Here is a 19289-nt window from a genome sequence, read left to right on the forward strand (position 1 = left end):
ATTCCTCCCGCGTCGAGACGAAGGCGGCGGAAGCCGGGGCTTCCGCCGCGCCATCGGGCCGATCAGCCCGACACCATGTCCTTGTACGCCGTGCGCCACCCCCAGGCGCCCGAGCCGTAGCCGCGCGTGGTCACGCGTTCGGCGTAGATCTGGGCGATGATCTCGCCGTCGCCGGCGAGCAGCGCCTTGGTCGAGCACATCTCGGCGCAGATCGGCAGCTTGCCTTCGGCAAGCCGGTTCGAGCCGTACTTCGCGTATTCGGCCGGGGTGTTGTCCGCCTCCGGCCCGCCGGCGCAGTAGGTGCACTTGTCCATCTTGCCGCGGCTGCCGAAGTTGCCGAGGCGCGGATACTGCGGCGCGCCGAACGGGCAGGCGTAGAAGCAGTAGCCGCAACCGATGCACAGGTCCTTCGAGTGCAGCACCACGCCATCCGCCGTGGTGTAGAAGCAATCCACCGGGCAGACCGCGGCGCAGGGCGCGTCGGTGCAGTGCATGCACGCCATGGAGATCGACCGTTCGCCCGGCTTGCCGTCGTTGATGGTGACGACGCGCCGGCGGTTGATGCCCCAGGGTACCTCGTGCTCGTTCTTGCAGGCCGTGACGCAGGCGTTGCACTCGATGCAGCGATCCGCGTCGCAGAGGAACTTCATGCGGGCCATTGTCGCAACTCCTCCCTGAGCCCCGTCACGCCGCGCGGATCTGGCACAGCGTGCACTTCGTCTCCTGCATCGAGGTGACAGGATCGAAGCCGTAGGTGGTGACGGCGTTCACGCTCTCGCCGAGCACGATCGGGTCGGTGCCGGCGGGATACTTGCGCCGCTGGTCCTCGGTCATGAACCAGCCGGCGAAGTGGAACGGCATGAACGCCACGCCCTTGCCGACGCGTTCCGTCACGAGGGCCTTCACGCGGCAGGCCTTGCCCTGCGGCATCTCCGGACCCCAGACGAGGACCCACTGCCCGTCGCGGATGCCGCGCTCCGCCGCATCCTGCGGATTGATCTCGACGAACATGTCCTGCTGCAGTTCGGCCAGCCACTTGTTGGACCGCGTCTCCTCGCCACCCCCCTCGTATTCGACCAGGCGACCCGAGGTGAGCACGATCGGGAAGTCGCGGGCGACGTTCCGCTCCACGGCGAGTTGCTGCACGGTGCGCCCGTAGTTGATGACACGGTGCGCCATGAAGTTGTCGCGCGTGGGGTACTTCGCGACGAGATCCGGGCGCGGGCTGTAGATCGGCTCGCGGTGCACCGGGATCGGGTCTGGCAGGTTCCACGTGTTGGCGCGCGCCTTGGCGTTGCCGAAGGGCGAGCAGCCATGCTCGAGAGCGACGCGGATGATCCCGCCCGAGAGGTCAGTCGCCCAGGACACGCGATCGACGTTGTTGCCGCCGATCCGCTCGATCACCGCGCGCTCCTCGGCGGTGAGGTCCTTGTCCCAGCCGAGCCGCTTCAGAACGGCCATGGTGAACTCGGGGTAGCCGTCCTGGATCTCTGACCCTTTCGAGTAGGAGCCCTCGGCGAGAAGGCTGACGCCGTTGCGCTCGACGCCGAAGCGAGCACGGAACGTTCCGCCACCGTCCTTCACATGCAGGTGGGTGTTGTACAGGATGTGCGTGCCGGGATGGCGGATCTCCGGCTTGCCCCAGCACGGCCAGGGCAAGCCGTAGTAGTCGCCGCGCACCTCCTCCGGCGCATCCGGCCCCGCACGCAGCGAAACGAGGTCGAAGTGCCGCTGGTTCCGCATGTGCGCTTTCAGCCGCTCGGGCGAGATGCCGGAGTAGCCCGTGCTCAGCGCGCCGCGGTTGATCTCGCGGAGCACGCTCTCCGGCTCCGGCACGCGGGCGCGGACGGTGATGTTCTTGAACATCTCGTTCGCGAAACCGAGCTTCTCGGCCAGGCGATAGATCACCTCGTAGTCGTTCTTACTCTCGAAGATCGGCTCGACGATCTTCTCGCCCCACTGCACCGAGCGGTTGGAGGCGGTGCGGCTGCCGTCGCACTCGAACTGGGTGCAAATCGGCAGCAGATAGGTGTTCTCCTTGCGGTTGTGCAGCACCGCGAAGGTCGTCGGGTGCGGGTCGGCGACGACGAGAAGGTCGAGCTTCTCGAGCGCGGCCACCGCCTCCGGCATGCGCACCACCGTATTGCCGCCGTGACCGAACACAACCATGCCGCGGTAGTTCGGCTGGCCTTCGGCGAGCTGGCGGGTGCCGTCCTTCACCGGATCGAGCAGCGTGGCGTCCATGTAGCGGGTGGTGGTGATGCCGGCCATCTCCATCATCCGCTTGCGTGTGGCGTCATCTGCCCCGGGCGGGCCGAAGCGACTGCGCATCCACTCGTAGTCGACCTCCCACACGCGGCACCAGTGCCGCCACGCCCCCTCGTCGAGGCCGTAATAGGCGGGCAGCGTCGTCGTATCGAGGCCGAAATCGGTGGCACCCTGCACGTTGCAGTGGCCGCGGAAGATGTTCGCCCCGTTGCCGGCGCCGCCCACGTTGCCGGTGGCGAGCAGCAGGATGCAGGCCGCGCGCACGTTCGCCGTACCGACCGTGTGCTGGGTCATGCCCATGCACCAGATCAGGGTGGCCGGCTTCTCCTTGGCGAACTTCTCCGCCACCCGACGGAGCTGAGCGCCCGGCACGCCGGTGACGCGCTCGACCTCCTCAGGGTTCCATTTGGCGACCTCCTTGCGCACCTCCTCCATGCCGTACACCCGCTGGCGGATGAACTCCTTGTCCTCCCAGCCGTTCTCAAAGATGTGCCACAGCATGCCCCAGAGCAGGGGGATGTCGGTGCCTGGGCGGAGGCGCACATACTCGGTCGCGTGCGCCGCGGTGCGGGTGAAGCGCGGGTCGATGACGATCAGGTTGGCGCGGTTCTTCTCCTTGCCCTGCAGCACGTGCTGCAGGCTGACCGGGTGCGCCTCCGCCGGGTTGCCGCCCATGATGATCACGGTCTTGGCGTTGCGGATGTCGTTGTAGGAGTTGGTCTGCGCCCCGTAGCCCCAGGTGTTGGCAACGCCCGCCACCGTGGTCGAGTGGCAGATGCGCGCCTGGTGGTCGACATTGTTGGTGCCCCAGAAGGCGGCGAACTTGCGGAAGAGGTAGGCGCCCTCGTTGGAGAACTTCGCCGAGCCGAGGAAGAAGACGGCGTCAGGACCGGATTCGTTGCGGATCCGCAGCAGCTTGTCGCCGATCTCGTCGATCGCCTGCGCCCAGGAGATCCGCTTCCACTGCCCGCCCTCGAGCTTCATCGGGTACTTCAGGCGGCGATCGCCGTGCACGAGCTCGCGCACCGCCGCGCCCTTCGCGCAGTGCGTGCCTCGGTTGATCGGGCTCTCCCAGGAGGGCTCCTGCCCGACCCACACGCCGTTCTGCACCTCGGCCGTCACCGTGCAGCCGACCGAGCAGTGCGTGCAGATGTTCTTCTTGATCTCGACCCGCACGCCGGGCTGCATCGGCCCAGCTTCGGCCTTCCTCACCGTACCGGCGCTGAGCGCGCCGAGGGCGGCGAGGCCACCAGCAGCCACCCCCGAACGCCGCAGGAAGGCGCGGCGATCGAGCACGCCGGACGAGAGGGCGGCGACCGAAGCGGCCAACCCGCCGCGCGCGGCCTGAGCGTCACTGCGCTTGATCAGCATCTTTCACTCCTCCCCGTTCGCGACCGCGGCGTCAACGCTCGTAGCGGTTGGTGCGGTAGAACGCCTGCACGTGCGGCGAGTTCGGCTGGTAGCGGGCCCGCCGCTTCTCTTCCCGGCTCTCGCGCGCCTGGGCCGGCGTCGCACCGCCGAACGGCGCGGCGACCGCCGCCGCCCCGGCCACGCCGAGCCCGCGCAGGAAACGACGCCGCGCCTCGCCCTTCTCGATCGCCTCGCTCATCGCTCTCTCCCACCTCTCCTGCCTTTCCCGATTCGCCGGGTCGGGCATTTTCGCTCCCATCCTCACCATCCGACGCGGCGCGCCGGACGCATTTGATCCAGATCAAGCCGGCAGCGCCAAGGCCTCCGTCTCGATCGTGATGAACTGCCCGCCGAGCGCCCCCACCGCGCGGTAGAACCGCGCCACCTTCGCCTTTTCGAGGTCGGCAAAGAACCGCGCGGCCCAGGGCCGCAGATGCCGCTCGAAAAACCGTCCGTCCTCGCCCGCCGGGGCCGGGAACGTGCCGTCGATCAACCCCGCCATCACCTCGCACAGCGCGCCGATGTGATCTTCAGGTTCGGCGACACCGTCCGCACGGGCGATGCCGAGCCGCGCGAGATCGCCGCGCAGCCGCGCAAGCGGCCTCTCGTGCAGGAACCCCGTGAGATAGTAGCTCGCATAGGGCAGCAGCTCGCCCCGACCGATGCCGATGAAGAGATCGAAGAACTCGCGCTCGACCGCCTCGGCCGTCGTGGCCTCGGCAGCCTCGGCCAGCCGGCCGAGCGCGGCACCCACCGGGGTCGTGTCGCCGGCAAGACCGGCGAGGCGTGACAGGAGGTCGCCGCCCGGGGCCTGCACGAGCAAGGTGGCGAGCAGCCGATAGAGCCGCGCTCGGCCAAGATCGGCCTCGTCCGCCGCGCAACACCCGACTGGCGATTCGACTCCCACCGTCTTCGTTCCCGTTCGTGCGGACCGTCGGGTGCTCCCTTCCCGCGATCCTTTTCGGGACTCTAGGCGCACCGACGAAGTCTTGCCAAGAGCCCTTCCTCGCGGGCGCGTGATCGCAGTGCAGCAAAATCCCGATCGAAACGGTCGGGCTCGCCGGGGTCTTCCCCCTTCACACCGGCAGGGCGCCGCCGTGGCGACGCGGCAGCGAAGCAGGCGGCGGGGATTGCTCGGCTTCCGGTGCTGCGGCTGTACCCTCCGCCGATGCCGACGCATCGCCCGTGGTCGAGCCGGGCTGGTCAGGCTCCGCCTGGGCCGCGAGGGGAGGGGGAGGCGGCGCGCCGGGCGGGCGGACCGGGTCGAGGAGATCGCGACGGTCCTCGGCGGCGGCCAGCGAAGCGGGGGCCTCGGCCTCGGCCTCGGCCTCGGCCTCCGCCTCCCCCCTCACCGGCGGCGACGGCGACAACATCCGCTCGACGAGGGCACGAATCGCCGGGGTCTCGCCCACCCCTTCGAGGAAGTCGGGCACCCCCCCCGGCGTGTTCCAGTCCCACGCGTAGTCGGCAGGGCCGATGAAGTCGCGGATGGTCGGATCGAGCGACCAGACCCGGCGCAGCGCGGCGTTTCGCAGGGCTGCCGGCACGCCCTTGCGGAAGAAGATGGAGATGTCGGTCTCGGCCGTGATCTCCTCGATCCTCGGCAGCGACTCGAGGTCGATCGGCTCCTCCTCGGTCGCGTGCGGCGGCGCCGTCCCGGAAGGGGCTTCGGTGGGTGGCGGCTCCGCCGGTTCCGGCTCGACCGGAAGGCCCTCGCGCGCCGCCCTCTTGCGGCGCGACCAGCGGGCGAGGAAGCCCTCGCCCCGGCCCTCCCCCGCCTCGATCTCCCTCTCCTCAGCCATCCTCGTCCACGATCTTCGGCCGCGCGGCCAGCGCCTCGGGGTCGGCACGATCGCGCTTGCGCTTGAAGAACCTCCGCTCGCGATGATGCAGCGCAACGAAGGCCTCCAGCGTCTCGCGGATCGGCCCCGGCATCGGCACCGGCTCGATGATGTCGGAGGAACCCACACTCACCAGGCTTTCCGCCTCGCCGGCATCGGCCAGCACGCGGTGCAGTTCCACCCCCGGTTCGTCGAGCGTGGCGCGCAGCACCACCCACAGCACCGGCCGCCCGCTCTCCAGGTTCGCCTTGTAGCCGGGCGTGTCGGAGGCGGCGAGTTCGAGCTCCGTCTGCCCCGCGATGTAGGCGGTGACGTCGCCCTCGCGGCGCAGCACCGTCCACGGCGCGGCGACGGTGGGGGCAGGCAGCACGGCGACGGGGACCCAGAGGTGATCGACCCACGGGCTCCGCGCCGCCCTCTTCTCCACCACGACCGAGACGGGAAGACGAAGGAAGCGATCCATCGTCAGGCCGCCCTCGCCCCGCGCGCCGCGAAGGGAAGGTTCTCGAGCAGGTTCTGCGGCTTCATCCGCACCCGGCGCGCGACGTCGAACGCGAGGGCGAGATAGACGGGGCGCGCGCCGACCTGGGGCAGGACAAGGCGCGTGTCCGCAAAGCGCAGGGCAAAGAGGGCAGCGATGCGCCCGAGGGCCTCGGGCTCCACCGCCTCGCCGTGCCAGAGCCGCCCCACGATGGCCGAGGCCTCGGCATCGAGCCCGACGTACCAGAGCCAAGCCTCGTCGTGGATGGTCTGCAGCGGCTCGACCGTCACCTCCGCCCCCGTCATGTGCGCGACCCAGAGCGCGATGACGCGCGCGAGCGCCGCCTGGCCTTCGCGGCCGAAGGTGAGGTCGAGCACGAAGTCGTGCCGATCCGACCGCTCCCAGTATTGCGCGGCGTTCGCGTCGTTCAGCACGTCGAGTTCGATCGCCGCCCTCGCCCCGGCCTCGGCCAGCAGCGCGCCGAGCACGCCGAAGCCCCCTCCCCCCTTGGCCGCGCTCTCCACCACCTCCTCGTCGGCGAGCAGCAGGTTGCCGCCCTCGGTCGAGGCGCGCTGGGGGCGGAAGAAGAGCTCCGCCGCGCGCAGCATGAACGCGTCCTCGCAGCCATCCAGCACGTTGCGCAGGATGAGCTGGACGAGCTGGGCGAGGAACATCGGCGGGGTCGCCGAGAGGTCGCGCGCGAAGAGCGCGGCGTAGGCCGCCTCCAGCGTCGGGTGAGCGAGCAGGTGGTCGCGGAAGGCGAGCCACACCGCCCAGTTTTCGCGCGCATCCGCATCGGCGAGGGCCGCGATCTCGGCCTCGGCGACCGGGCGGCGCGGGTCGGCGAGCAGGGCGGCGTGCAGGGCGCGCTCGGCGTCGCAGGCCTCCTCGGGCGGGACGAGTTCGGGGCGGGCGAGCCAGGCGGCGAGCAGGGCATCCGTCACCGCCACCCCGCCCGTGGCGTGCCGTTCGGCGAGGTGATGGCCGGAGGCGAGCCAGAAGTCGCGGCTCATGCCCCACCCCCCGTCCGCATCAGCGCGACGAGATCGACCGGTTCGGGGGCAACCTCGTCGCCCTCCTCGCGGATCACGCCGATCACGGGCAGCGCCTGCGGCGCACCGCGCGGGCGGAGGGTGCGGAAGCGTTCGCGGATCCGCCCGCCCTCCTCCGCCGTGCGCGAGAGCGCGATCAGGGTGCCCGGGGCATGGCCGGCGCAGAGGCTTTCGGCGTGGGCGATCTCCTCCTCGGCCGCCGCTCGCGCCGACGCCTCATCCGGCGCGCCGAGGCGGTCGCGGATCAGCCGTGCCAGCGACGCGACCGCCGCTGCCCTCTCCTCCGGCGTGGCGGAGCCGACGCTGACCAGGGTGGACCAGCCGAAGCTCGCAGTGCCGAGGAATCCCGCCCGGAAGGCCTGGCGCGCCTTGCCGGCGAGGCTCTCGAGGTCGGCGTCCCAGAACAGGAAGGTACCGACCACCGCGACCTCGCCCGGCTCCGCTGCGGCCTCGAAAATCAGGGTGTCGGAGGCGTCAAGGCGAATGGTGCGCAGGATCGGCCGTGGTGCCTCGATCATTCGTCCACTCCGGCGGCGGCGAGCCAGGAGGGGGAGGCGAGCGCGGCGGCGAGGCTCAGGCGTTCGTCCCGTCCCGTCTCGTCGCGCAGGATGAGATCGCCGGTGGCGGGATCGATCCCCCGTTTCGCCGCCTGCGGTGCGGCGAGCCGGGCGAGGTAGGCCTCGGCGAGCGGGCGGGGGCCGCGCTCCTGCCACTCGTGCAGCCAGGCCATCAGGTGCCGAGCATAGGACTCGACGAGTCGGCCGACCTCCACCGGCTCGAAGCCCTGCTCGATGAGCGAGGTGAGATCGGGCCGCGTGCCGGGCTCCACCCCCTCGTCGAAGGCCACGCGCAGCCCGGCATGCAGGACGAGCCAGGCGGGCACCTCCCCCTCCGCGGCCTCCGCCCAGGCAAGTCGCACCCCGCCGGCCGCCGCCCCGTCGATCTCGATCCGGTCCGGCCAGAGGAAGGCGAGCGGGGTCTCGGGCGGGGCGTGCACGGCGAGCATGTCGGCGAGCGCGACCATGCCGGCATGCAGGGCGAGCCGTGCGGGGCCGAGCGGGCGGTCCGGCTCGAGCACCACCGCGACGTCGAAGCGTCGGTAGGAGCGCGACCAGACGAGCGTGCCCGCCCCCGCCCTGGGCGCGATCGCGCAGGCCTGCGCGAAGGCATCGCCCCCTTCGCGCAGCGCCACCTCCCGATAAAGAGGCGGCAGGTCGAGCGGCGGTGTCAGGATCTCCGTCCCCATCGCTCCCTGTCCCCGGTCGCGGCTTCGTCATATATGCCGCGCCGGGTGGGTTTCACAGGCGCGGGAGGAACGGGGGCATGGCCGACGGCACGCAAGGCGATCCCCGAGGCGAGCGGACGGTCTTCGTCTGCTCCTGCGAAGGCACGATGCCGCTCGATGAGCGCGCGCTCGCCAAGGGCTGCCGAGGGGCGCGGCTGGAGACGGCGCGCCAGCTCTGCCGCGCCGAGTTGCCGCGGCTCGCCGCCGCGCTCGCCAAGGGCGAGGTGCTGGTCGGCTGCGTTCAGGAGCGCGCGGTGTTCGCCGACGCCGCCGCCGAAGCCAAGTCCGGGCACGCGGTCGACACGGTCCGGCTGCGCGAGACGGCAGGCTGGTCGGCGGAGGCCGACCGCGCCGGGCCGAAGATGGCGGCGCTGATCGCCGCCGCTCAGGTGCCGATGCCGCCCACCCCGATCGTCACCTATCGCTCGGAGGGTGTGGCGCTCGTCTACGGGCGGGACGAGCGCGCGATCGAGGCGGCGCGGCGGCTCTCGGCGAAGCTCAATCTCACCGTGCTGCTCGCCGACCCGAAGGACGTCGCACCGCCGCGCGCGACCGAGTTCCCGGTGGTGAAGGGGCGGATCGTGCGCGCTTCGGGGCATTTGGGCGCCTTCGAGCTCGTCGTCGACGACTATGCCGCGCCTTCGCCTTCCTCGCGCGCGAGCCTCGTCTTCGGCCCCGCGCGCAACGGGGCGAAGAGCCGGGCCGACCTGATCCTCGACCTCTCGGGCCTCACCCCCCTCTTTCCCGCGCCCCACAAGCGTCCGGGCTACTTGCGCGCCGACCCGAACGACCCGGTGGCGGTGGAGCGGGCGATCTTTGCCGCGGCCGATCTCGTCGGCACCTTCGACAAGCCGCGCTTCGTCGCCTTCACCGAGGCGCTCTGCGCCCATTCCCGGTCGCGCAAGACGGGGTGCACGCGCTGCCTCGACCTTTGCCCCGTCGGCGCGATCCGGCCGAACGGCGATGCCGTCGCGCTCGATCCGATGATCTGCGCCGGCTGCGGGTCGTGCTCGGCCGTCTGCCCGACGGGCGCCGCCTCCTACGCGCTGCCGCCGGCCGACGCGCTGCTCAGGCGCCTGCGCGCCCTCCTCCTCACCTATCGCGAGGCGGGGGGAGAGCGTCCGGTGCTGCTGATCCACGAGGTCGAGCACGGGGAGCCGCTGATCGAGGCCCTGGCCCGGTTCGGCGACGGTCTGCCCGCGCGCGTGCTGCCTTTCGCGCTGAACGAGGTGACCGCGCTCGGGCTGGAGACGGTGGCGGCCGCCTTCGCCTACGGCGCTGCCGAGCTTCGCGTGCTGCTGCCCGCCCGCGCCCGCGCCGACCTCGAGGCCCTCCATCGCACGCTCGCCCTCGCCGACACCGTGCTCCGCGCCTGGGGCTTCGGCGAGGGGCGCGTGGGGACGATCGAGGCCTCGGACCCCGATGCGCTCGCCGCCGCCCTCGCCGCCTTGCCGAAACGCGAGGGGGTGGCGGTGCTGCGGACCTTCGCGCCGATGGGCGACAAGCGCAGCCTCGCCCAGCTTTCCTTGCGCGAGCTCGCCAAGGCCGCCCCCGCCCCGGTCGACATCGTGCCCCTGCCCGAGAAGGCGCCCTTCGGCACCCTCGCCGTGAACGCTGAAGGCTGCACGCTCTGCCTCTCCTGCGTGTCCGCCTGCCCCACGGGCGCGCTCCGCGACAACCCGGACCGGCCTCAGCTCTCCTTCGTCGAGGATGCCTGCGTGCAGTGCGGCCTCTGCGCCGCGACGTGTCCGGAGAAGGTGATCACCCTCGTCCCGCGCCTCAACGTGGGCGCGGATGTCGTCACGCCGCGGGTGATCAAGGAGGAGGAGCCCTTCGCCTGCATCCGCTGCGGCAAGCCCTTCGGCGTGAAGTCCTCGATCGAGCGGGTGGTGGCGAAACTCGCGGCGAGCCACTGGATGTACAAGGGCAACGCGGCCAACCTCGAACTGATGCGCATGTGCGAGGACTGCCGGGTGATCGCGGTGACCGAGACATCGGGGATCGACCCCTATGCCGGGCCGCCGCGGCCGAAGATCCTGACCGGCGACGACGTCTGAGGGGCCGCCCCTCGCTGGCACAAGTCTTGCCAGTCGCTACCCGACGGTTGATTGACCCGGCGCGGATGCCGGCCCTACATCACGGGCGATGTCCGCCCCAGCCCTCCGCCAGCCGGACCGCGCACCCGATCGGGCCCGCCGCGGCGACGACCTTGCCGCCGCACGCCGCGTGCTCGAGACCGAAGCTGCCGCCCTCGAGCGTCTGGCGCGCTCGTTGGACGATCGTTTCGTCGCCGCTCTCGATCTCCTGGAGGCGGTGCAGGGGCGGATCATCGTCTCCGGCATCGGAAAGTCGGGGCACGTCGCCCGCAAGATCGCCGCCACCCTCGCCTCCACCGGCAGCCCCGCCCAGTTCGTCCACCCGGCCGAAGCGAGCCATGGCGATCTCGGCATGGTGACGCCGGCGGATGCCGTGCTCGCCCTCTCCAACTCGGGCGAGACGAGCGAACTGACCGACCTCGTCTCGCACACCCGCCGCTTCGCCATCCCGCTCGTCGCCATCACCTCGCGGGAGGAGAGCACGCTCGCCCGCCACGCCGACGTCGCCCTGATCCTTCCCCCGGCAGCGGAGGCGTGCCCGCTCGGCCTCGCCCCAACGACGTCCACCACGCTGATGCTGGCCTTGGGCGACGCGCTCGCCGTCGCCCTGCTCGCCCGCAAGGGCTTCGGGGCGGAGGATTTCCGCGTCCTGCACCCGGGTGGGCGGCTCGGCCGCCGGCTCCTGCGCGTGCGCGATCTGATGCACGGGGGCGAGGAGGTCCCGCTCGCTCCCGAAACCGTCCGCATGGACGAGGCGATCGTGCGCATGACCGCCCATCGCTTCGGTTGCCTCGGTCTGACCGACGGGGCGGGGCGTCTCGTCGGCATCATCACCGACGGCGATTTGCGCCGTCACATGAGCCCCGATCTGCTGTCCCGCACGGCGCTACAGGTTATGACACGATCTCCGCGCAGCATCGCGCCGGACGCCCTGGCAGTCGAGGCCCTGCGCGAGATGAACGACCGCCGCATCACCGCCCTGTTCGTGGTCGAGGACGGCCGGCCGGTGGGAATCCTGCACGTGCACGACCTGCTCCGCGCCGGGGTCGCATGAAGGCCGCCGCCATGGGGACAGCCCGGCCCGTCCCGCCCGCCCCCCGCCGGGTGCGCGTGCCGTCTCTGCGGGCACGCCCGTTCGTTCCCGACGCCACCGCCATCGCTCGCCGCCGCTTCGCGGTCGGTGTGCTCAAGCGCGCCCTCCCGCTCGCCGCCCTGGCGGCTCTGGCCCTGATCCTCGCCTGGCCGCAGATCACCGGCACCGAGGAGCGCATGCGGGTGGCCTACCGCAAACCGACGGAGGCGATGCCGGACAGTGCCCGCGTGCTCGACGCCCGCTACGTGGGGCGCGACGACCGTGGCCGCCCCTTCACGCTGACCGCCGAAAAGGCGGAACAGCTTGACGGATCGGTGGTCATCGAGCTGGCGGCCCCGCGCGGCGACGTCACGCTCGAGGACGGGACCTGGCTCACGCTGGAGGCCCGGTCCGGTCGGTTCGACCGCACGACGCGCCTGCTCGATCTCGAGGACGAGGTCGTGCTGCATCACGATGCGGGCTATGAGGTGCGTACGGCGAAGGCGCGGATCGACCTCGCCGCCGGACGCGCCGAGGGCGACGAGCCGGTAGTGGTGCAGGGGCCGGCCGGCAGCATCGATGCGCCGGGCTTCCGCCTGGAGGAAAAGGGCGCGGTGGTGATCTTTCCCGGGCCGGCGCGCATGCTGCTGCGCACCGCCGAGGGTTCGCCGTGACCCGCTTCGGCCTTGCCGCCATCGTCCTGCTCCTCGCCTGCTCCGCAGCGGCGCAGGACCTGGGCCTTGCCGGCCAAGGCCCGGTCGAAGTGCTGGCGGATGGCGCGATCGAGTGGCGCCGTGACGACCAGGTGGTGATCGCCCGCGGCAACGCCCGGGCCACCCGGGACGGGACGACCGTGTTCGCCGACCGCCTGCTCGCCCGCTACCGGCCGCGCGCGGGTGCGGAGGCCCGCGCCGCGGACGGCTCGCCGTTCGGCGGCGCCTCCGAGGTCTGGCGGCTGGAGGCGGAGGGCAATGTGCGCATCGTCGCCGGCAACGACCGGGCACAGGGAGACCGCGCGATCTACGACCTCGACCGCAAGGTGCTGGTGCTGACGGGACGGTCACTCGCGCTCACCAACGGCACCGACACGGTGACCGCCCGCGATGCCTTGGAATACTGGTCCGTGACGCGGATGGCTGTGGCGCGCGGCCAGGCGGTCGTCACCGCGCCCGACCGGAAGCTGGAGGCCGATACGATCGCCGCCTGGTTCGCCGAACGCGAGACGGCGACACCCGCCCAGACGGTGCGCGGCACGCCGGTTCCCGGGGCAGGGCGGCTCGAGCGGGCCGAGGCCTGGGGCGACGTCCGCATCACTACCGAGACCGACGTCGTGCGCGGAGATCGCGGGGTCTACTTGCCGGCCGAAGGGGTGGCGCGGCTGTTCGGCGCCGTGCGCATCACCCGTGGCCAGAACCAGCTCAACGGTGCGGTCGCCGAAGTGAACCTTCGCACCGGGGTGTCGCGGCTGTTGCCCACACCGGGCGGCAGGGTCGCCGGCATGTTGGTGCCGGAGGAGCGTCGCCCGCCCGCTCCCGCCCTGGAGAGAGGGCGATGAACGCCCCCTCGCCCACATCCGCCGCGGGGCCCGGCCCGCTCACCGTGCTGCCCGGCAGCCCCGGGCTGGTCGCGTCGAACCTCGGCAAGCGGTTCAAGAAGCGGCCGGTGGTGCGGAACGTGTCGCTTTCGGTGCGCCGCGGCGAAGCGGTCGGCCTGCTTGGGCCGAACGGCGCCGGCAAGACCACCTGCTTCTACCTCATCGTCGGTCTCGTCCGCCCGGATGAGGGGCGGATCCTCCTCGACGGGGTCGACATCACCGATCTGCCGATGTACCGCCGCGCGCGCCTCGGCCTCGGGTACCTGCCGCAGGAAGCCTCGATCTTCCGCGGTCTCTCGGTGGAGGACAACATCCGCGCCACGCTGGAGGTGGTGGAGCCGGATCGCGAGCGGCGCGAGGCGATCCTCGACGATCTGCTGGCCGAATTCTCCATCAGTCACCTGCGGCGCACCCCCGCGATCGCGCTTTCGGGCGGCGAGCGGCGGCGGGTGGAGATCGCGCGGGCCTTGGCCACTCACCCATCCTTCATTCTTCTCGATGAACCTCTGGCCGGGATCGACCCGATCGCGGTGGGCGACATCCGCGATCTGGTCGCCCACCTGAAGGACCGCGGCATCGGCGTGCTGATCACCGACCACAACGTGCGCGAAACACTCGAGATCATCGACCGTGCCTATATCCTGCACGATGGCCAGGTGCTGATGGAGGGCGCTCCGGAGGACATCGTCGCCCACGACGGGGTGCGCCGGGTCTATCTCGGCGACCGTTTCCGGCTCTGACCGCGCGCGAGGAGGACGAGGGCGATGGCGCTCGCGCCCAGGCTCGATCTCCGCCTCGGCCAGACGCTGGTGATGACGCCGCAGCTGCGGCAGGCGATCCAGCTCCTCCAGTACTCGAATTTGGAAGTGCAGGCTTGGGTCGAGCAGGAACTCGAACGCAACCCGCTGCTCGAGCGCGACGAGAGCCCCATTCTCGACGGCAGCACCGCCCCCGCCCCGCCCGAGCCCGAGCCGCTGCCCCCGTTGGGCGAGCCGCAGCGCGAGGCGATCGAAGCGGGCGACGGCCCGCCGCTCGATGCCGATTTCGGCAACGTCTACGATGCCGGCACGGCCGCCGATGGCGCCTACGCTCCGGGTCTCGGCGTGGCCGGCCGCGGCGGGCGGCCCGACTTCGAGGAGGACGAGCGCGACATCGGCGACCTCGCACCCCAGCGCCGGTCGCTGCGCGAACATCTCGCCGAACAGCTTCGCCTCACCTTCGACGATGCCACCGATCGCCTGATCGGCGCCTGCCTGATCGCCGGCCTCGACGGCGCGGGGCGGCTGGTGCTCGACCTCGACGGGCTCGCCACGCGCCTTGCCTGCCCGCGCGAGCGGATCGAGGCGGTGCTCGCGCGCATGCAGCGTTTCGACCCCCCCGGCGTGTTCGCACGCTCTTTGCGCGAGTGCCTGGAGATCCAGCTGCGCGAGCTGAACCGCTACGACCCGGCGATGGCCGCCCTTCTCGATAATCTCGACCTGCTCGCCAAGCGCGACCTCAAGCGCCTGCGCGAGGTCTGCGGCGTGGATGCCGAGGATCTCGCGGAGATGATCGCCGAGATCAAACGGCTGGATCCGAAGCCCGGCGCGGGGTTCGACCCTGAGCCCGCCGCCACCGTGATCCCCGACGTGCTGATGCGCGCCTCCGACGACGGGGGGTGGATCGTCGAACTCAACCCGGAAACCCTGCCGAGGGTGATCGCCAACGGCGCCTACCACGCGAAGGTGCTGGGGGCGGCCCGCAGCAAGGAGGAGCGCGCCTTCATCGCCGAGCACTGGGCGAACGCCACCTGGCTGGTCAAAAGCCTCGCCCAGCGCGCCGCCACGATCCTCAAGGTCGCTTCCGAGATCGTCCGCCGCCAGGACGCCTTCTTCCGCCACGGCATCACCCACCTCAAGCCCTTGATCCTGCGCGACATCGCCCAGGCCGTGGACCTCCACGAATCCACCGTCAGTCGGGTGACGGCGAACAAGTCCATCGCCACTCCGCGCGGCGTGCTGGAGTTGAAGTTCTTCTTCTCCAACGCGGTCGGCGGGTCGGGTGGCGAGGCGCATTCGGCCGAAGCGGTGAGGGCGCGCATCAAGGCGCTGATCGCCGCCGAGGACCCCGAGAACGTGCTCTCCGACGATGCGATCGTCGCGGTCCTGCGCCGGGAGGGAGTGGACATCGCGCGGCGCACGGTGGCGAAATATCGCGAGGGGCTCGGCATCCCCTCCTCCGTGCAGCGGCGGCGGGAGAAGGCCGTCCCGGCCTGACTGCGCCCCTGGGCCCGCCACACCTTCTTCCCGGCGTGCCCACCAGAAGGAAGGATGAACGAACGCCATGCACATCACCGTTTCGGGCAAGCAGGTCGACGTGGGCGAGGCACTCTCGACCTACGTGTCCGACCAGCTCAACGCGATCGCGGCGAAGTATTTCGACCACGCCCTCGACGCGCACGTCGTGTTCTCGCGCGCCCGCAGCTTCTTCATGTGCGACATCACCATGCATGCGGGGCGCAACATCATCCTGCGCGGCGAGGGTGAGGCGCAGGACGCCCACGCCGCCTTCGACGCCGCGGCCGAACACCTCGCCAAGCGCCTGCGCCGCTATCGGCGCAAGGTGAACGATCACGCGCGCGACCTCGCCAACCGCGAACGGCCCGAAAAGGCGCGCCAGTTCGTGCTCTCGCCCGAGCCCGTCTCCGAACTCGTCTCCGCCGGCGAGGCGGAGACGATGGACCTCAACGGCGATCACGCCACGGTGGTGGCCGAGATGCCGACGGAGATCGAGACCCTCACCGTGGGCGAGGCGGTGATGCGGCTCGATCTCGCGCATGTGCCGGTGCTGATGTTCCGCGACCGCAAGACCGGCTGCCTCTCGGTGGTTTATCGCCGCGACGACGGCAACATCGGCTGGATCGACGCCTCCGCCGCCAAGGGCTGAGGCGAACGCGACGAGGACGGGGCCGCAAGCGACGGCGGCCGGCGCTCAGGCCGCCGCCCGGGGCAGGCAGACGAGCCTTCGCCCCGCCCCGTCCGCCACCTCGACGATGCGCACCCCCACCCCGTAGAGGGCGTACAGGGTCTCTTCGGTGATCGTTTCGCGGGGCGTGCCGGCAGCGAGCAGTGTGCCGTCCTTCAGCAGAAGCACGCGGTCGGCGACCAGGAAGGCATGGTCCGGGTCGTGGGTGGTGAACAGCACCCCCGCCCCGTCGCGGGCGAGCGAGGCGATCAGCTCGAGCACGCGCACCTGGTTGCCGAAATCGAGGCTGGCGGTGGGTTCGTCGAGCACCATCACCCGCCCTCCTTGCGCGAGTGCCCGCGCGATCAGGGTCAGTTGCCGCTCGCCCCCCGAGACGGCGGTGAAGGGGCGGTCGGCCAGATGGGCGATGCCGACGCGGGCGATCGCGGCCTCGGCGGCGGCGCGATCTCGCCGGCCCGGGCGGGAGAAGGGCCCGAGATGGGCGGCCCGTCCCATCAGCACCACCTCCGCCACCGTGAACGGAAAGGGCGAGGGCACGGCCTGCGGCACATAGGCGAGCCGGCGCGCCGCCTCTGCCCGCGAGAGGCGGGCGAGATCCCGCCCCTCGATCGTCACCCGGCCCGCATGCGGGGCGAGAAGGCCGAGCAGGGTACGGATCAGCGTGGTCTTGCCGGTGCCGTTCGGCCCCAGAAGGGCAACGACCTCGCCGGGCTCGATCGCAAAGGAGAGGCCGCGCCCGATGGTTCGCCCCGGCCAGCCATAGGCGAGTGACTCGGCGGCCAGACTCACGACCAGCTCCGCCGCGCGCGGGCGAGCACCCAGACGAACACCGGGGTGCCGACGAAGGCCGTCAGCACGCCGAGCGGGATCTCGATCCGCGCCGCGGTCCGCGCCAGCGTATCGACGAGCAGGAGGAACCCTCCGCCGAGCAGGGCGGAGGCGGGCAGCAGGCGGGCGAAGCCGGGCCCCACCAGGAAGCGCGCCATGTGCGGCACGACGAGGCCCACCCAGCCGATGGTGCCTGAGAGCGAGACGGCGGAGGCGGTGATGACGGTCGCGCACAGGATCACGATGAGCCGCACCCGCCCCGCCTCCACGCCGAGCGCGCGCGCCTCCTCCTCGCCGAGGCTCACCACGTCGATGCGAAAGGAAAGAAGGGCGAGCGGGACGAGCCCGGCGAGGATGACGGGGGCAGTGCCAGCGAGATCGCGCGCCACCGTGCCCGAGAGGCTGCCCAACAGCCAGAAGGTGATGGCGGGAAGCTGGTTGTAGGGGTCGGCCACCACCTTGATCAGCGACACCACCGCCCCGAACAGGGCGCCGACCGCGATGCCGGCGAGGACGAGCAGCAGGATCGGGTCGTGGCCGCGGAAGAGCGACGCCGCCCCGACCACGCAGCCGACGGCGACGAGCCCGCCCAGGAAGGCGAGGAGCTGGATCACCGCGAGATCCCGCCCGAGCAGGATGCCCAAGGCGGCGCCGACCGAAGCCCCCGTCGAGACGCCGAGGATGTCGGGCGAGACGAGCGGGTTGCGGAACAGCGCCTGATAGGCCGCCCCGGCCGAAGCGAGGGCGGCTCCCACCGCGACGGCAGCCAGCACGCGCGGCCCGCGCACGGAGAGGATGACGGTCGCCACCGCCGCCGGCCGCCCATGCTCCGCCCCGCTGAAAAGGCCCCACAGCACGGCGGCGAGGTCGGCGGGCGAGACCGGGAAGCGGCCGACCGAGAAGGCGAGGAGGATCGCGCCGAGAAGGGCGGTGAGCGCGACCGAAAGGCCGAAGACGCTTCGGCTCACGCCGGCGGCAGGGGCACAAGCGTGGCGAGGAGGGCGTCGAGCTGCGCTTCCGACGGCGCGCGATGGTAGAAGCGGGCATAGAAGTCGCGCACCGGCTCGCGCAGGTCCTCCGGGAAAGCATCCCGGTAGAGCACCTTGGCCAGCCAGCGCACGCCGATCAGCCGGTTCGGGCCGGGCGGAAAGTCGATCCAGCCGAAGGGGTGCGGCGGCGACAGGTGCACCCGCCCGCTGCGCAGCGCCGACACGCCGCGCCAGAGCGGGTCGTGGCGCACCGCGCGGAAGAAGGTCGGGTCGGTGGTGACCACCACCTCCGGATCCCACAGCAGGATCTGCTCGATGGTGACGTCGGTGAGACCGCCGCGGCCCAGCGCGGCAGCGACGTTGCGAGCACCCACTCGCTCGAGGGTCTCGACGTTGATCGACCCGGCCAGCCCCGTCTGCAGCCCGTTCGGGCCGCGCCCGTAATAGACCTTGGGCCGTGCGGCCGGGGGAATGGCGGCGATGCGGCGATCGAGATCGGCGAGCACGGCCTCGGCATAGGCGGCGAAGGCCTCGCCCCGCTCCTCGCGCCCGAGCACGCGCCCGAGTGCGCGGAAGCTCGCCGCGATCGCATCGAAGCGCCCATCGAGCAGCACGACGGGAATCCCCGTCTGCTCCTGCACCCGATCGGCAAGCGAGGCGTAGGTGCGATCGACCGACCCATAGTCGAGGATCAAGTCGGGGCGAAGGGAGAGCACGGTTTCCAGGTTGGCGGTGCCACCCCGGCCGGTCAGACGCCCGACGACGGGAAGGTCGGCCCAGCGCGGGTCGACGAAGGCGCGGTCGGCCTCACGCCAGGCGTTGGTCCAGCCCAGCAGCGTGTCCGGGGCGAGGGCGAAGAGGGCGATGGCGGCCGGCGGCCCGGCCGGGAACACGCGGCTGATGCGCTCGGGCAGGCGCACGCGACGGCCGGCGTCGTCCACCACCTCGCGGGGGGCAGAAGCGGCCGGGCCAACCACGGCGCACGCGGCCGCGGTGGCGAGCAGCGAGCGTCTGGCGATCATCGATCCCGTCTCTCCCCGTCTGCCGTCGATATGGCCAGCGATCCATATCACGCGCCGAGGGGGCGGCGACAAGCAGCCCGGAAGGATGTTGCGCCTTCCGGGCCGTCGGAGAGGTCAGTCGACGGCGACCAGCACGTCGGAGGACTTGATCACCGCGTGCGCCGGCTTGCCGGGCGCAAGCCCGAGCTCCGGCACGGCCTCTTTGGTGATGGCGGCGGTGATGGTCCGTTCGCCCCCGATGTCGATCACGACATGGGCCGTCACCGCGCCCTCGCGAACCTCCTTCACCGTTCCGGACAGCACGTTGCGGGCGGAAATCTTCATCGACTTTCGCCTCCGATCGTTGCAGGGCGCGATTTGCACGGCCGGACGTGGCGATGCCCCGCC

The 19289-nt window shown here is 71.5% G+C and carries 20 protein-coding genes; 7 read left to right on the plus strand and 13 right to left on the minus strand.

The window, feature by feature from the left end:
- Window positions 1–62: 62 nt before the first annotated feature.
- From fdh3B to DWB05_RS10635, 9 genes are all read right to left on the minus strand, one after another.
- Window positions 63–659: a formate dehydrogenase FDH3 subunit beta gene (gene fdh3B, locus DWB05_RS10595; protein ID WP_114377177.1), complete on the minus strand. Its 597-nt coding sequence runs from the start codon at window positions 657–659 to the stop codon at window positions 63–65.
- Between the two features lie 25 nt (window positions 660–684).
- On the minus strand, window positions 685–3639 hold the full coding sequence (locus DWB05_RS10600) for a formate dehydrogenase subunit alpha (protein ID WP_114377178.1): 2955 nt from the start codon (window positions 3637–3639) through the stop codon (window positions 685–687).
- Between the two features lie 31 nt (window positions 3640–3670).
- Window positions 3671–3877, minus strand: a complete 207-nt coding sequence (locus DWB05_RS10605; RefSeq protein ID WP_114377179.1) for a twin-arginine translocation signal domain-containing protein — start codon at window positions 3875–3877, stop codon at window positions 3671–3673.
- A gap of 102 nt (window positions 3878–3979) precedes the next feature.
- Window positions 3980–4585, minus strand: a complete 606-nt coding sequence (locus DWB05_RS10610; protein ID WP_232818506.1) for a TorD/DmsD family molecular chaperone — start codon at window positions 4583–4585, stop codon at window positions 3980–3982.
- A gap of 169 nt (window positions 4586–4754) precedes the next feature.
- Window positions 4755–5480, minus strand: coding sequence for a DUF3306 domain-containing protein (locus DWB05_RS10615; protein ID WP_114377181.1), 726 nt, complete (start codon window positions 5478–5480; stop codon window positions 4755–4757).
- Window positions 5473–5982, minus strand: coding sequence for a DUF3305 domain-containing protein (locus DWB05_RS10620; protein ID WP_114377182.1), 510 nt, complete (start codon window positions 5980–5982; stop codon window positions 5473–5475). The genes DWB05_RS10615 and DWB05_RS10620 overlap by 8 nt, the downstream gene beginning before the upstream one ends.
- Before the next feature lie 2 nt (window positions 5983–5984).
- On the minus strand, window positions 5985–7013 hold the full coding sequence (locus DWB05_RS10625) for a DUF6352 family protein (protein ID WP_114377183.1): 1029 nt from the start codon (window positions 7011–7013) through the stop codon (window positions 5985–5987).
- Window positions 7010–7570: a DUF6505 family protein gene (locus DWB05_RS10630; RefSeq protein WP_198669141.1), complete on the minus strand. Its 561-nt coding sequence runs from the start codon at window positions 7568–7570 to the stop codon at window positions 7010–7012. Before DWB05_RS10630 ends, DWB05_RS10625 begins: the two co-directional genes overlap by 4 nt.
- Window positions 7567–8298, minus strand: coding sequence for a biotin/lipoate--protein ligase family protein (locus DWB05_RS10635; RefSeq protein WP_114377184.1), 732 nt, complete (start codon window positions 8296–8298; stop codon window positions 7567–7569). The genes DWB05_RS10630 and DWB05_RS10635 overlap by 4 nt, the downstream gene beginning before the upstream one ends.
- A gap of 77 nt (window positions 8299–8375) precedes the next feature.
- Between DWB05_RS10635 and DWB05_RS10640 the strand changes: the two genes are divergently transcribed.
- The 7 genes from DWB05_RS10640 (at window position 8376) to hpf (ending at window position 16024) form a co-directional block, all read left to right on the plus strand.
- A complete protein-coding gene (locus DWB05_RS10640; RefSeq protein WP_198669142.1) occupies window positions 8376–10394 on the plus strand; it encodes a 4Fe-4S dicluster domain-containing protein in 2019 nt (672 codons plus the stop codon).
- 88 nt (window positions 10395–10482) lie between these two features.
- The gene (locus DWB05_RS10645) at window positions 10483–11487 is read left to right on the plus strand and encodes a KpsF/GutQ family sugar-phosphate isomerase (RefSeq protein WP_114377185.1); all 1005 of its coding nucleotides are present in this window, start codon (window positions 10483–10485) and stop codon (window positions 11485–11487) included.
- An 11-nt stretch (window positions 11488–11498) separates the two neighbouring features.
- Window positions 11499–12179 carry an LPS export ABC transporter periplasmic protein LptC gene (lptC, locus tag DWB05_RS10650; protein ID WP_157967171.1) on the plus strand — a complete coding sequence of 227 codons (681 nt, stop codon included), beginning with the start codon at window positions 11499–11501 and terminating at the stop codon, window positions 12177–12179.
- On the plus strand, window positions 12176–13060 hold the full coding sequence (locus DWB05_RS10655; protein ID WP_114377187.1) for an LptA/OstA family protein: 885 nt from the start codon (window positions 12176–12178) through the stop codon (window positions 13058–13060). Before lptC ends, DWB05_RS10655 begins: the two co-directional genes overlap by 4 nt.
- Window positions 13057–13839, plus strand: a complete 783-nt coding sequence (gene lptB / locus DWB05_RS10660; RefSeq protein ID WP_114377188.1) for an LPS export ABC transporter ATP-binding protein — start codon at window positions 13057–13059, stop codon at window positions 13837–13839. Before DWB05_RS10655 ends, lptB begins: the two co-directional genes overlap by 4 nt.
- 24 nt (window positions 13840–13863) lie before the next feature.
- Window positions 13864–15354 (plus strand): RNA polymerase factor sigma-54, encoded by a 1491-nt coding sequence (rpoN, locus tag DWB05_RS10665; protein WP_114377189.1) that lies wholly within the window; start codon window positions 13864–13866, stop codon window positions 15352–15354.
- Between the two features lie 67 nt (window positions 15355–15421).
- Window positions 15422–16024, plus strand: coding sequence for a ribosome hibernation-promoting factor, HPF/YfiA family (gene hpf / locus DWB05_RS10670; RefSeq protein ID WP_114377190.1), 603 nt, complete (start codon window positions 15422–15424; stop codon window positions 16022–16024).
- Window positions 16025–16069: 45 nt separating this feature from the next.
- Here hpf and DWB05_RS10675 read toward each other — a convergent pair whose 3' ends face one another.
- The 4 genes from DWB05_RS10675 to DWB05_RS10690 all read right to left on the minus strand — a co-directional run bounded on the left by DWB05_RS10675 (window position 16070) and on the right by DWB05_RS10690 (window position 19226).
- A complete protein-coding gene (locus tag DWB05_RS10675; RefSeq protein ID WP_114377191.1) occupies window positions 16070–16852 on the minus strand; it encodes an ABC transporter ATP-binding protein in 783 nt (260 codons plus the stop codon).
- Window positions 16849–17859: a FecCD family ABC transporter permease gene (locus DWB05_RS10680; protein ID WP_114377192.1), complete on the minus strand. Its 1011-nt coding sequence runs from the start codon at window positions 17857–17859 to the stop codon at window positions 16849–16851. The genes DWB05_RS10675 and DWB05_RS10680 overlap by 4 nt, the downstream gene beginning before the upstream one ends.
- The gene (locus DWB05_RS10685) at window positions 17856–18902 is read right to left on the minus strand and encodes an iron ABC transporter substrate-binding protein (protein WP_114377193.1); all 1047 of its coding nucleotides are present in this window, start codon (window positions 18900–18902) and stop codon (window positions 17856–17858) included. The genes DWB05_RS10680 and DWB05_RS10685 overlap by 4 nt, the downstream gene beginning before the upstream one ends.
- A gap of 114 nt (window positions 18903–19016) precedes the next feature.
- Window positions 19017–19226 carry a TOBE domain-containing protein gene (locus DWB05_RS10690; RefSeq protein ID WP_114377194.1) on the minus strand — a complete coding sequence of 70 codons (210 nt, stop codon included), beginning with the start codon at window positions 19224–19226 and terminating at the stop codon, window positions 19017–19019.
- Between the last annotated feature and the right edge of the window lie 63 nt (window positions 19227–19289).

The organism is Elioraea thermophila (ex Habib et al. 2022) (assembly GCF_003336755.1).
In the GTDB taxonomy this organism is placed as follows: Bacteria; Pseudomonadota; Alphaproteobacteria; order Acetobacterales; family Acetobacteraceae; genus Elioraea; species Elioraea thermophila.